Source organism: Streptomyces sp. NPDC087310 (genome assembly GCF_044744405.1).
Taxonomy (GTDB): Bacteria; Actinomycetota; Actinomycetes; order Streptomycetales; family Streptomycetaceae; genus Streptomyces.
Genome location: NZ_JBIUYF010000001.1, coordinates 1 through 11,901, shown reverse-complemented (window position 1 = coordinate 11,901; position 11,901 = coordinate 1). Strand labels below are relative to the sequence as shown.

Below are 11,901 nucleotides of genomic sequence, written 5' to 3'. Positions count from 1 at the left end.
ACTGCCGCTGGAGCCCGAGGAGGAACGTCAATCTGCGAGGACCTCGGTGATGGCGCGGCGCCCCAGTTCCGCCATGGCGGGGTTGGTGTGGCGGTAGTAGTCGATCCCGCTGACGAAGGTGAGTGCCCAGCCTCGTCCGCGGGCCCAGGCCGCGTCGTCGAACCCCCCTGCCGCGCGGAAGGTCTGCCGCGTCTCCGTGCTGAGCAGTGCCCACGCCGCGACGGCATCGCAGGACGGGTCGCCCACGCCCGCGGTGCCGAAGTCGATCACTGCGCGGAGTTGACCAGCGCTGACCAGGATGTTGCCGGGGATGAGATCGCCGTGCGTCCACAGGGGCGGCCCGTCCCACTCCGGCTGGTCGAGGGCGCGCTCCCAGGCGGCGAGGACAGCGGGAGCGTCGATGACGTCCGCGGCCTTGACGGTCCACTCCCGTACGGAGGCATCGCGGGTGCGCAGAGACACGGCCCGGTAGCCCTGTCGCGCCCCGGTGGTGTCGGCCCCGCGCAGCGCTGCGACGAAATCGCCGAGGTCCCTGGCGAACCGGTGGTCGTCGCGCTCCTCATCCGCCGGGTGCGAGCCATCGATCCAGCGGCTGATCGCCCAGGGGAAGGGATACCCGTTTCCGGGCCGGCCCACGACCATCGGTTCCGGCACGGCGGCAGGCAGGAAGGGGGCCAGCCGTGGCAGCCAGCCCTGTTCGAATTCCACCTGCCCGACCGCACCCTCGATCCGGGGCAGGCGGACCGCCATCTCGTCCCCGAGCCGATAGATCGCGTTGTCGGTGCCTGCCGAGCGCACCGCCCTGATGGGCATATCCGCCCATCGCGGAAACTGGTGTGTGAGGAGCTGCCGCACCAACGCGACATCGGTCGCGACTTCGTTCTCATGCATCATCAGCCTGAGACCCTAGCCGGGCGGCTGATGGAGCAACATCAGATTTCCTCCGCTCCCGTTCCCCCTCCTGTTCCCCCTCCGTTCTCACCGTGCCGGGACGGTCCCAGGTTGGGTGGTGCGGGCGGCGTGGGCGTAGCGGGCGGCGAGGTTCCCGAACGCGGTGGCCAGTTGGGGCGGGCCGATGACCTCGATATCGGTGTCGAAGCGGCCGATGGCGGCGGCGAGTCCGGTCCATGACCAGGATCCGAGGATGAGCCGGCAGTGGTGGGGACCGAGTTCCACGACGATTCCGTCCTCGGCGAAGGGCGCGACATCGGCGGCCGGAAGGTGGAGGATGACTTCGCCTCGGCAGGGCCAGTCGGTGGTCGTGCCGTCGTTGCCGCGGAATCGGCTGGTGACGAAGGTGGCGACGGTGCCACCGGGGAGGTCGCGCGGGGCGAAGCGGGGGCCGGTGGGTGTGCGGGGCCGGACGCGGTCGACGCGGAAGGTACGCCAGTCCTCGCGGTGCAGGTCCCAGGCCACCAGGTACCAGCGATGACGCCAGGTCACCAGGTGGTGGGGTTGTACGCGGCGGGCGTCATCGGCCGAGGTGCCTGGACCCGGGGCGTAGTCGAAGCGCAGTTCCTCGCGGGCGTGGATGGCGCGGCTCAGGTCCATCAGGACCTGAGCGTCGACCTGAGGGGTGTCGCCGGCCGCCGCGGGCGGTTGGACCGCGGTGATGCGCAACAGGTCGATGCGGTGGCGCAGGCGGGGCGGCAGGACCTGGCTGAGGGTGGCCAGCGCGCGGGAAGCGTCTTCGGCGACGGTGGTACCGGCGGCCGCGGTCCGCAGCGCGACGGCCAGGGCGACGGCCTGCTCGTCGTCGAACAGCATGGGCGGCAGGTGAGTGCCGGCCTCCAGGCGGTAGCCGCCGGCCGGTCCTTTGACGGTGGTGATCGGGTAGTCGAGTTCGCGCAGGCGGTCGATGTCACGGCGCACCGTGCGGGAGGTGATGCCGAGACGCTCGGCGAGATCATCGCCGGACCAGGCACGGGGCGTTTGAAGGAGCGAGAGCAGCGAGAGCAGCCGGGCGGACGTCTTATGCATGCCCCCATGCTCTCTGGAGTACCGGACACAACCTGTCCTCTACCACTGTCATCGTGGCGTACGCGCCGTTCGGGAGGGATAGCTGGGCATCGCTAGGCATCGCTCCTGGTCGCGGCGTATTCACCACACCGAAGCAGGGAGCGACCCATGTCCGTCACGACCACCACCCACCTGAACTTCCGGGGCGCCGCACGGGAGGCGCTGGACTTCTACCAGTCCGTCTTCGGCGGACGTACCGTCGCCGTCACCTACAAGGACGCGGGCGCCGTCCAGAACGAGAGCGAGGCGGACTGGGTGATGTGGGGCGAGGTGGCCGGCGACAACGGCTTCCACGTCATGGCGTACGACGTGCCCTCGGCGCTGCCCTGGAGCCAGGGCGACAACCCGTTCTTCGTCTCCGTGCGGGGCGACGACGCCGACGAGATCAGCGCCCTGTGGAGCAGGCTCGCCGAGGGCTCGACCGTCGTACGTCCGCTGGAACCCGCGCAGTGGGCGCCGTTGTACGGCATGCTCACCGACCGCTTCGGCGTCACCTGGGTCCTGGACGTCACCGCTCCGTACAACGGCTGAACCCATCGACGGACCTGACATGCCCGCCGTCGTCCGGGCTGCCGCCGCACGGGCGGCCCGGACGACGGCGGGCACCGAACACGTACGGCAGCGGAAGGAAACGGGGCACCGTGAGGATGTGGAAGCTGGGACGGACCGGCATCGAAGTCAGTGCCTACTGCCTGGGCACCATGGTGTTCGGCACGATGGGCAATCCGGATCACGGCGACTGCGTGCGCATGATTCACCGGGCGCTGGACGAGGAAATCAATTTCGTCGACACCGCCGATGTCTACGGCTGCAGCGAGACCGAGGAGATCGTCGGAAAGGCCCTCAAGGGACAGCGCGACGAGGTCGTGCTGGCTACCAAGTTCAACGGACCGATGGGCGAGGGCCCCAACCGCGGCGGCAGTTCCCGGCACTGGATCGTCCAAGCGGTCGAGGGTTCGCTGAAGCGGCTGCGGACCGACCACACCGACCTCTACCAACTCCACCACCCCGACCCGCACACGGACATCGAGGAGACCCTCTCCGCGCTCACCGATCTCGTGAGGGCCGGGAAGGTCAGGGCGATCGGCTCCTCCAACCTGCCGGCCTCGGAAATCGTCGAAGCCCAGTGGGTGTCCCAGCAGCGCGGCCTGCACCGGCTGCGCACCGAGCAGCCCACCTACTCCCTCCTCAACCGCGGCATCGAGCGGGAGATCCTGCCCGTCTGCCGCCGCTACGGCTTGGGCGTTCTGGTCTGGAGCCCGCTGGCCATGGGCCTGCTCACCGGCCGTTACCGCAAGAACGCGCCGCGGCCCGACAACGCCCGCATGGAATGGGTCCCTCAGCACCTCACCGACGGGCGCAAGCTCGACGCGGTCGAGCAACTGCTCACCCTCGCCGAGGAATCCGGCCACTCCCTCACCCACACGGACCTGCGCCGACGTCCGTCCCGCGAACGAGCCGTCGCGTGAGAATGCCATGACTGTCCTTGACATCCGTGCCCCCGCAGCGTCGAGGATCTTGTACACGGAGAGATCGCAGCCGGCTGCCAACTCGTACACCAAGGCGACCGGTTGCTCTGGATCATGCCGCCACAGCGCCGCCCGCACTGATCAGGTCCGCTTCGGCCGCCTGCTCCGCAGTCGGCAGCGGCAGGCCAGGTGGCCCAGTCTCCTCCAGGAGGTCCTGTGCAGGCGCCACGACGCACCGCGCGCGGCCGGCCTACTTCACCGCCGCCTGCCCGCCGGCACGGCCAGTAATCTCCGGACAGGTGCGGTGATTCTTGAGACATAGGGTGAGTCCCTCGACGTCCCGGCGGGGGGTACGCCATGGAGATCACCGTCCAGTGGATACGGACATCCTGGACGAAGGAGTCTCGGGGAGGGGAGGCCGCCTCGCGCAGGAACGCGGCGCCGATCGGCTTCGCTCTCCCGCCTGCCGATACCGCCACCACCGCACACGTGATTCGCATGCATGAGCGTGACGGCTTCGAGCCCTTTAGCACCCAGGAAGACCGCGGCAAAGTCGATGTGCAGCTCCGGGAAGCCGAGGGGCGACTGCGTGTCTTTCCCCGAGTCCAGCCCCTGTTTGCCCTGCCGCCCAGGCCGCGACGACCCCCGGCAGTACGGCTCGCCCCCGGCCAGTGGGCGCGCTGGCAGCTCAACTACCGCTTCAGCAGTGCCCTGGGGATCCGCGGCTGGTCGTACTGGCTGGACACCTTCAACATCGCCTACGGCCCGGTGAACGCCGATGTGTTCCTGTCCACGCCCACCGTGTTCATCGACGAACAAGGACCGCTCCGATGACCCAGCCCTACTTCAACCACCGCCCCAGATGAGGTTGCGTCATCGAGACCGAACCCCGTTGATCGTCCTCACGGAATGTGTGCCTGATCCGGTGTTCGAATGCGCTCGCTGGTTGGTTACTCAAGGGCTCGGTAGTCAGGTGAAGGCTGTGCCAGCTCGGGGTGTTCCGCTACGTACCGATCACCATGGATCGCCAGCATTGCCCAGTGCCACGCCTCGTCATGAAAGATCAACCCTCGGTACGGTGCCTCAGCCGGTTCGTACGGGTAGCGCTCCAGTGCGCTTTCACTGGCCTCCTTCGGCGCCAGCCCGCCGTAATGCCGCATCACCCATGCGTAGCCACGCCGTTCGGACCGCAGGCAGTCGAGATACTCAGCTTCGTTCCATGTCACGGCTCAACGGTAGACCGGTCGTCGAAGGGGGCGGGCGTGTCACTGAAGCAGGATCAGTTTTCGGAGCAGGTCGAATCCGGCTCGCCCGTAGACCTGCGATTCGGGGCAGGGCCAGGACGTTTTTCAGGGCGGCACGGTTAACGTCGGACCTCCAACCGGGTTACGAAGCGCTGCTCAGCGAGCGGAAGGTTCTTCAACCTGCGCTCATAGCGGTCATGCACTCGATCAGAGAAGAGGCCGCAGTCCCGGACACCTCGCCCCGGGCCGCCGAGACCCAGAGCAGTCGGCCGCGATCGTCGGTGGGCGCGATCACGAGCAGGCCATGGCATTTGCTCTTGCCGGAGTGGTTCTTCCGGTTCTCTTTGCCGGTGCGCCGCCGGGTGCGGATCAGCGTGCCGTCCAGTAGCACCACCCCGCCACCCTTGTGGGTGATCTTCTTGAGGGCGCGGTCCAGGCGCGGGGCGCGGGCGGCCAGCAGGCCGACGACCTTCCGCACGCACCGGGTCACGGTGGTGCGGGGTATCCCGTTCCCGCCGGCCGGATTGCCCGGCCGCTGGTCACAGCGCAGTACCGCCAGTACGATGCCGGCGATCCTCCCCGCGGGCAGCGCCCGCCACCGTGACCCGATCTTCTTCAGGTGGCCGCGGATCAGGTCGGCGAGCCAGTCCAGGGTGGCACTCGACAGCGGCAGGCGGGCAGTGTGGACAAGGCCGTCAGGGTCCTCGACGGGATGGTTGTCTTTCTTCATACCAAACTCAACTGCCGCTGGGGACACGCCAGTTACCCCGTCGGCGCCCGCCCTGCCTACGCCTACGCCAACGAGCGTGCGGTGAACCTGCTGTCGTCGGGACGCTTTTGCAGCCAGCCGCGGCCGGCGAGCTTGGTCAGCTTCGCCCGCAACGGTTCCAGCTTCCCGCGCGCCGTCACCTCAAGGCCCAGCTCCTCGCCGATGGCCCTGACCTGCACCGGGCCGTCGGTAGCCCGCACGATCGCCAGCATCCCCACGCCCGCCCGCGCTCTCCCGGCACCGGCCCGGTCAGAGATCGTAGGAGGGGCGCGGCGGTCGGCGCAGCAGAACCCGACAACGGCCCTGGCGACAGGTCGGACGATCTTCACCCTGGACACCGCCGAAAACCAGCGCGAGTACCCCGCCCGCTCCGCACACCAGACCCGTGACCCGCGTACTTCATATTTGCGCAGGTCTCAGGGGGAATGCGGCACTCTTCGCCCGGATGCCGACCCGCGGCGTGCGTGAGGGTACGTCTTCGATCAGCGGTCGACGGCGGCCATGTTGTCCGCGTCGTACCGCTCGCCGGAGGCCGGGGGCAGGTCGTTCAGGCGGTCGACGTGGCCGGCAGTGAGCTCGATGTGGTCGGCGGCGGCGTTCTCCTCCAGCCGGGCGACTCGCTTGGTGCCGGGGATGGGCGCGATGTCGTCACCCTGGGCGAGCAGCCAGGCCAAGGCGACCTGCGCGGGCGTGGTGTCGATCTCGGCGGCTACGGCCCGGACCTCGTCGACGATTCGCAGGTTGCGTTCCAGGTTGCCGTCGGCAAAGCGGTGGTTGGTGCGGCGCCAGTCGTCGGCGTCAAGATCGTTCAGGGAGTGGATGTTGCCGGTCAGGAAGCCGCGGCCAAGCGGGGAGTACGGCACGAAGCCGATACCCAGTTCGCGCAGGACGGGCAGGATCTCGGCCTCCGGGTCGCGGGTCCACAGCGAGTATTCGGACTGGACCGCGGTGACCGGATGCACGGCGTGAGCGCGGCGGATCGTGGCGGGGCCGGCCTCCGACAGGCCGATGTGGCGGATCTTGCCTTCGGTCACCAGTTCGGCCAGCGCGCCAACGGTCTCTTCGATGGGAGTGCCGGGGTCCACCCGGTGCTGGTAGTAGAGGTCGATGTAGTCGGTACCCAGGCGCTTCAGTGAACCCTCCACGGCCAGGCGGATGTTGGCCGGGGTGCTGTCCGGAGCCGAGCCGCCGGTGTGGGAGATCAGCCCGAACTTGGTCGCCAGTACGACCTCGTCCCGGCGCCCCTGCACGGCCCGGCCGACCAGCCCCTCGTTGATGAAGGGGCCGTACCCCTCGGCGGTGTCGATATGGGTGACCCCGAGGTCCAGGGCCGCGGTGGATCGTGCGGATCGACTCGTCGTCGAACTGGCCGGCGCCGGTGTAGAACGCCGACATTCCCATGGCTCCGAGACCGATGCGCGAGACCTTGAGGCTGCCGAGCGAAACGGTTTTCATGGCGCGGACTTCCCTTCCCATCAATTAAGTACCGGGCGGTGCAGAACTCTAGCACATCAAGACCGCCCGGTACGGAACTGTGTTCGCCGCCTGGATGGGATGAAACTGCTGGTCGGCATAGATCTGTACCGAGGGGTACGGTTGTGGCATGAGTAACTCCCGTAGGGCCGTCATGGGTCGGCCTCGAGGATTCGACATCGACCAGGCGCTGGAACGCGCGATGCGGGTGTTCTGGGCGCGAGGGTACGAAGGCGCAAGCCTCGCTGAGCTGACCGGTGCCATGGGGATCACCAAGACGAGCATGTACGCGGCCTTCGGCAACAAGGAGCAGTTGTTCCGCAAGGCCCTCCAGCGCTACGGCGCGGGGCCGGCCGCCTATGCCGCGCGCGCCCTGGAGGAGCCCACCGCACGGGCCGTGGCCTTGGCGTTCCTCCGTGGAGCGGTCTGCACCACGACCCCTCCCGACGGCCCCTCCGGGTGTCTGGCCGTGCAGGGTGCGCTGGCGTCGAGCGACGAGAGCCAGGCCGTCCACGACCTGCTTGTCGACTGGCGCAACGGCGCGGGGGACCGCCTTGAGGAGCGCTTCCGGCGTGCCGTCAACGAGGGTGATCTTCCGCGCAACGCCGACCCTCGGCGTCTTGCCCGGTTCATCATGACGATGGGTTTCGGCATCGCGGTGCAGGCCGCCAACGGCCTCGGTCCTGCTGAGCTCGATGAGATCGTGGACACGGCGTTGCTCGGCTGGCCTGCATAGCGGCTGCACCCCTTCGCTCGCCCTGGTGAGACATTCTCCGCGCATGAGGGCCGTGACGGTGCGGCAAAAGTTCGGTACCGTCCGGTGCGGAAGTTTCGAGCAGTGGTTCCTCCCCTGCCGACGATCACCGTGACGAAACCGTCAAGAGCCGTCGCGAAACACCGAGCATGACCTCCGCTCCGGGGGTCGAAGAAGGAGATCATGTCCGACACCGACCTGCGCGAGTTCTACCTGCGCTACATCGGGGCGCTCAACGCCCACGAGATCTACCGCATGGACGAGTTCATCAACGACGAGACCACCCTGAACGGCGAGCCGGGCACTCGGGACCAGGTCGTCGCTGTGCTGAACGGCGACATCGACGCGGTCCCGGACTTCCACTGGGAGCCCCGGGAGATCGCGCTCGATGGTGATCGCCTGGCCGCCCGTCTGACCAACACGGGCACGCCCGCCAAGGAGTGGCTCGGCGTGGCTCCCACCGGCGCCTCGTTCGAGATCCTCGAGTACGCCATCTACCAGGTTCGTGACGGGCGGTTCGTGCACATGACGGCTCTGCACGACGCCGAGACCCTGAGGCGGCAGCTCGGTGCCTGACCCCCGTAAGCCGATCGGCGTCGGCATCGTCGGCCTGAGCGCCACGGGAGGCTGGGCGGCCGGGGCTCACCTGCCCGCGCTGAGCGCCGTCGACGGGATCGAGCTTCGCGCGCTGGCGGCGAGCTCCGAAGCCTCGGCCCAGGCCGCGGGAGCGGCGTATGGCGTACCCGCGTACACGTCGGTCGAGCAGCTCGCCGGCGACGAGAACGTCGACCTCGTTGTTGTCGCCGTCAAAGTGCCCCAGCATCGCGAACTCGTGTTGCCCGTGCTGAAGGCGGGAGTGCCGGTGCTCTCCGAGTGGCCGCTCGCCGTCGACCTGCGCGAGGCCGAGGAGTTGGAGCGTGCCGCCGGGACGACGCGCACCTTCGTCGGCCTTCAGGGACGCTCCTCGCCCACCTTCCGCTGGCTGGCCGACCTCGTGTCCGAAGGATTCGTGGGGGAAGTGCTCTCCGCCACCGTCGTGGCGTCTTCGACGGAATGGGGCACTCCGGTGTCTCAGAACATGGTCTACACGCTCGACCGCAAGCTCGGGGCCACGATGCTGACCATCGCGTTCGGACACGCAATCGACCTGGTGTCGATGGTCGTCGGCGAGCTTCAGGAAGTGGTCGCTACGACCGCGACCCGGCGCCGCCAGGTTCCCCTCGGGCGCACCGGGCAGGTCGTTCCGATGACCGCCGAGGACCAGATCGCGATCTCGGGCACCGTGGCGGGCGGGGCGATCCTGTCCGTCCACCACCGTGGAGGCGCGGCATCGGGTGCAGGGTTCTCACTGATCATCGACGGCACGGAGGGGAGACTTGAGATTACCGCCGCCGAGTTCCCGCACATCGGACCGGTCACGGTGCGTGGCACACGCGGCGGCGGTCGGCCTACGAAGGTCACGCTGCCCAGCGGCTACGACGACTATCCCGGCCTGGCCGGAACAGTGATCCACACGCTGGTGCACTCCTACGCCGCGATTCGGGACGACCTCGTCCACGGAACGGCTGTCGCCCCGGGCTTCACCCACGCCGTCAAGCGGCACCGACTCCTTGACGCGATCGTACGGTCCGCCGCCACAGGCCAACGAAAACCTCTCCATCCTTAGGCGGGCGGCCAGTCGATTTCGACACTGTCCGACATCACTTCGCCACATCGGCCCCTGCCATGTGTGCCGGCATACTCGGCCGCACGCCAACCGATCGAGAGTGGACACGAGCAAGCGTGGCGTTCGCGACCTACCACTCCCGGCGACCGTCAGTCGGCCTCTTGCCCGGGACCAAAGACCTCCTCATCCGTCTGGTCCGCAGCCGGTGCAGCCACTCCATCGTGTCGCTGAACGCGCACAACGGACTCACCCGGCACATCGTGGACCTTGGCATCGCTCCCTGTTCCTACGTACGGGTCGACGGACGCACGGGCCCTCTCCAGGAGCGAGAGGCAGCCCCTGGCCAGAGATCTTTCAGCGCCGCCCAAGACCGTTGGAGACCAGCCGATCGTGGTCCGGGCACCGGTGGAGCACGGCTTCGCCCTCTCGAAACTGGCGCGTGCTCGGCACAGTCCGCACCGACCCGACCTGGGCGACCGCCCTGGTCAGGGCCCTGCTCGTCCCAACGAACCGCGAAGTGTCCCGGTAACCGACGATCTTCACCTAAGTCATCCACCCACGACCAACACGAGCATCCTGAACCCCGCGTGACCAGACCCGTGACCAGCAACTTCACGATGCACAGTGCTCAATGGCCCGGGTCGTCAAGGACGACCGCGACAAAGCCGCGCTCGCGCATCTGGGGAGCAGTACCGGCCCGACGTCGACGCTGTGAAGTCATCCTCGCAGGCGGGGAGAAGCCGCCGACTGCCTCACCGCCGTGGAGTACGGACTCGCCCTCTGACGTACAGTGCGCCGCTGATCTCCTCCGGGGCAGGCAGTGGTGCTTCGTCATGTTCGGGCGCTCATCGGGCTCTTCCGCGTTTCTCGCTCGCCGGGCTACGGTGCTCCCCGCAGAGCGCCGAAACGGTGCTGTGGTCATCCGGGAACGCGGCTGCCAGCGACACCGGTGCCCCCGGGGAGACCGCGGAGATTGCGGACGGTATGTCACCGGCGAAGATCGGTGCGATCATCGGCGCTTTGCGCACGGCGTTGTACCGCTGTCGGCGTACGCAGCTAGAGCGTGTCTCTTCGATCGGTTTGTCAGTTGATCGGATGCGTCTGTCCGATTAGTGATCACTGATGCGATGTGGGACCGGATCGAGCCGCTGATGCCGGCCGATCCGGTCCGCGGTCGGCGGTGGGCCGATCATCGCCGAACCTTGGAGGCCATCGCATGGAACTACCGCACCTGCTCGCCCTGGCGGGACCTGCCGGGTGAGCTCGGCTCGTTCCAGACCGCTCACAAACGCCTGATCAGGTGGGCCGTGGACGGCACCTGGGAACGCATCCTCGCGGCAGTTCTAGCAGAAGCCGACGCTGATGCCGACATCGGCTGGACCGTCTCGGTGGACTCCACAGTCTGCCGGGCTCACCAGCACGCTGCCGGTGCCAGGAAAAAGGGGCGCCAGACCGGGCCGAACCTGATGACCACGCCCTCGGACGCTCCCGCGGCGACCTGAGCACGACAGTCCACCTCGCCAGCGACAGCCGTGCACGGCCCCTGGTCCTTCGCGTCACTGCAGGCCAGGCGGGCGACGTCCCGGCCTTCGAGACCGTGATGGCAGGCATCCGTGTTCTGCGAAGCGGACCCGGACGACCCGGAACTCGCCCCGATGCCGTTCTGGCGGACCGCGCGTATTCATCCCGCGCGATCCGCAATCACCTCCGGCGACGCGGAATCCGCGCTGTCATCCTCCAGCCGTCCGATCGGGTCGTCCACCGTCTGCGGCGAGGCCGCGACGTAGGCCGCCCACCGGCCTTCGACGCCGAGGCGTACAAGCAACGCAACGCTATCGAACGGTGTATCAACCGACTCAAGCAATGGCGCGGCCTGGCCATGCGAACGGACAAGCTCGCCATCGCCTACCAGGCCGCACTCCACCTCGCCGCCATCCTCATCCGGACAGCCGCCTGACCGCCGAAGCACCTTGCCCGCGAGGATAGCCACATGGATGATCTTGTGGAGTTCCTCGTCGCACGCATCAACGACGACAACCATGCCTACGCCTACGTGGCCAGCACCCTGGGCGGCGACGCTCTTCTTGACAGCCACCTCCCCATGCTCGACCTGATCGAGCAACTGGCGAACGAATACAAAGCCATGGACGCCTCGGACTCCCGCTCGGCCGGCCTGGCATACGCGCTGCGAGTCCTTGGTCAGTCATACGCCGAACACCCTGCCTATCAGCAGGAATGGCGCCCATAGCCTTTCAAGGAGACAGCCCCTAAAGGTGTTGCAGAAGGTTCGGCTTGGGCAGGCCGAAGTGGTTCCTGATCTGCTGTTTCACCGTGTCATGGTGAGGTTGTGCATGGAAGCGACGGCCTGGACGGCATGGTGGAGTCCGTCGCCTCGTTGTCGGCAGTCGCGCGGGATCTTCCAGTTCTTCATCCGGGCGAAGGTGTGCTCGACACGGGCTCGCACCCTTCGGTGTTCAGCGTTGTCCTCCTCCTGCCCGCGCAGGAGG

Annotated in this window: 12 protein-coding genes and 3 pseudogenes; 8 read left to right on the top strand and 7 right to left on the bottom strand. The window is 67.9% G+C overall.

The features are described 5' to 3' along the window. Positions 1-27: 27 nt before the first annotated feature. Both ACIO3P_RS00075 and ACIO3P_RS00070 read right to left on the bottom strand, forming a co-directional pair. A complete protein-coding gene (locus ACIO3P_RS00075) occupies positions 28-894 on the bottom strand; it encodes an aminoglycoside phosphotransferase family protein (RefSeq protein WP_329824045.1) in 867 nt (288 codons plus the stop codon). Positions 895-978: 84 nt separating this feature from the next. Next, complete coding sequence (locus tag ACIO3P_RS00070; protein ID WP_401850807.1) at positions 979-1,980, bottom strand: helix-turn-helix transcriptional regulator; 1,002 nt, start codon at positions 1,978-1,980, stop codon at positions 979-981. 147 nt (positions 1,981-2,127) lie between these two features. Between ACIO3P_RS00070 and ACIO3P_RS00065 the strand changes: the two genes are divergently transcribed. The 3 genes and pseudogenes from ACIO3P_RS00065 to ACIO3P_RS00055 all read left to right on the top strand — a co-directional run bounded on the left by ACIO3P_RS00065 (position 2,128) and on the right by ACIO3P_RS00055 (position 4,322). Next, complete coding sequence (locus tag ACIO3P_RS00065) at positions 2,128-2,550, top strand: VOC family protein (RefSeq protein WP_401850810.1); 423 nt, start codon at positions 2,128-2,130, stop codon at positions 2,548-2,550. Positions 2,551-2,666: 116 nt separating this feature from the next. Continuing rightward, positions 2,667-3,443, top strand: a pseudogene (locus ACIO3P_RS00060) (aldo/keto reductase); the annotation flags it as partial. A 402-nt stretch (positions 3,444-3,845) separates the two neighbouring features. After that, positions 3,846-4,322 (top strand): hypothetical protein, encoded by a 477-nt coding sequence (locus ACIO3P_RS00055; protein WP_329824048.1) that lies wholly within the window; start codon positions 3,846-3,848, stop codon positions 4,320-4,322. 116 nt (positions 4,323-4,438) lie between these two features. On the opposite strand, the gene ACIO3P_RS00050 is transcribed toward ACIO3P_RS00055, so the two are convergent. The 4 genes and pseudogenes from ACIO3P_RS00050 to ACIO3P_RS00035 form a co-directional block, all read right to left on the bottom strand. After that, a complete protein-coding gene (locus ACIO3P_RS00050; RefSeq protein WP_329824049.1) occupies positions 4,439-4,714 on the bottom strand; it encodes a hypothetical protein in 276 nt (91 codons plus the stop codon). Positions 4,715-4,973: 259 nt separating this feature from the next. Beyond that, a pseudogene (locus ACIO3P_RS00045) lies at positions 4,974-5,462 on the bottom strand (IS5/IS1182 family transposase); the annotation flags it as partial. A gap of 62 nt (positions 5,463-5,524) precedes the next feature. Further along, on the bottom strand, positions 5,525-5,713 hold the full coding sequence (locus ACIO3P_RS00040; RefSeq protein ID WP_329824050.1) for a hypothetical protein: 189 nt from the start codon (positions 5,711-5,713) through the stop codon (positions 5,525-5,527). A 270-nt stretch (positions 5,714-5,983) separates the two neighbouring features. Further along, positions 5,984-6,956 (bottom strand): annotated as a pseudogene (locus ACIO3P_RS00035) (aldo/keto reductase). A 148-nt stretch (positions 6,957-7,104) separates the two neighbouring features. Between ACIO3P_RS00035 and ACIO3P_RS00030 the strand changes: the two are divergent. From ACIO3P_RS00030 to ACIO3P_RS00010, 5 genes are all read left to right on the top strand, one after another. Further along, a complete protein-coding gene (locus ACIO3P_RS00030; RefSeq protein ID WP_329824052.1) occupies positions 7,105-7,710 on the top strand; it encodes a TetR/AcrR family transcriptional regulator in 606 nt (201 codons plus the stop codon). 201 nt (positions 7,711-7,911) lie between these two features. Further along, complete coding sequence (locus tag ACIO3P_RS00025) at positions 7,912-8,304, top strand: ester cyclase (RefSeq protein WP_329824053.1); 393 nt, start codon at positions 7,912-7,914, stop codon at positions 8,302-8,304. Beyond that, the gene (locus tag ACIO3P_RS00020) at positions 8,297-9,394 is read left to right on the top strand and encodes a Gfo/Idh/MocA family protein (RefSeq protein WP_401850814.1); all 1,098 of its coding nucleotides are present in this window, start codon (positions 8,297-8,299) and stop codon (positions 9,392-9,394) included. Before ACIO3P_RS00025 ends, ACIO3P_RS00020 begins: the two co-directional genes overlap by 8 nt. A 1,127-nt stretch (positions 9,395-10,521) precedes the next feature. Further along, a protein-coding gene (locus ACIO3P_RS00015; protein WP_401850908.1) for an IS5 family transposase occupies positions 10,522-11,351 on the top strand; the annotation gives its coding sequence in 2 pieces (ribosomal slippage) (positions 10,522-10,834 and positions 10,834-11,351; 831 coding nt in all). 33 nt (positions 11,352-11,384) lie between these two features. After that, positions 11,385-11,642: a DUF6221 family protein gene (locus ACIO3P_RS00010; RefSeq protein ID WP_401850816.1), complete on the top strand. Its 258-nt coding sequence runs from the start codon at positions 11,385-11,387 to the stop codon at positions 11,640-11,642. A gap of 78 nt (positions 11,643-11,720) precedes the next feature. On the opposite strand, the gene ACIO3P_RS00005 is transcribed toward ACIO3P_RS00010, so the two are convergent. Then, on the bottom strand, positions 11,721-11,901 hold a 181-nt coding region (locus ACIO3P_RS00005; RefSeq protein WP_401850819.1), incomplete at its 5' end, for a transposase.

Bases quoted from the DNA above. Each gene is read 5' to 3' on its own strand.
- ACIO3P_RS00075 (WP_329824045.1), bottom strand. From the start codon at position 894: ATGATGCATGAGAACGAAGTCGCGACCGATGTCGCGTTGGTGCGGCAG.
- ACIO3P_RS00070 (WP_401850807.1), bottom strand. From the start codon at position 1,980: ATGCATAAGACGTCCGCCCGGCTGCTCTCGCTGCTCTCGCTCCTTCAA.
- ACIO3P_RS00065 (WP_401850810.1), top strand. From the start codon at position 2,128: ATGTCCGTCACGACCACCACCCACCTGAACTTCCGGGGCGCCGCACGG.
- ACIO3P_RS00055 (WP_329824048.1), top strand. From the start codon at position 3,846: ATGGAGATCACCGTCCAGTGGATACGGACATCCTGGACGAAGGAGTCT.
- ACIO3P_RS00040 (WP_329824050.1), bottom strand. From the start codon at position 5,713: ATGCTGGCGATCGTGCGGGCTACCGACGGCCCGGTGCAGGTCAGGGCC.
- ACIO3P_RS00030 (WP_329824052.1), top strand. From the start codon at position 7,105: ATGAGTAACTCCCGTAGGGCCGTCATGGGTCGGCCTCGAGGATTCGAC.
- ACIO3P_RS00025 (WP_329824053.1), top strand. From the start codon at position 7,912: ATGTCCGACACCGACCTGCGCGAGTTCTACCTGCGCTACATCGGGGCG.
- ACIO3P_RS00010 (WP_401850816.1), top strand. From the start codon at position 11,385: ATGGATGATCTTGTGGAGTTCCTCGTCGCACGCATCAACGACGACAAC.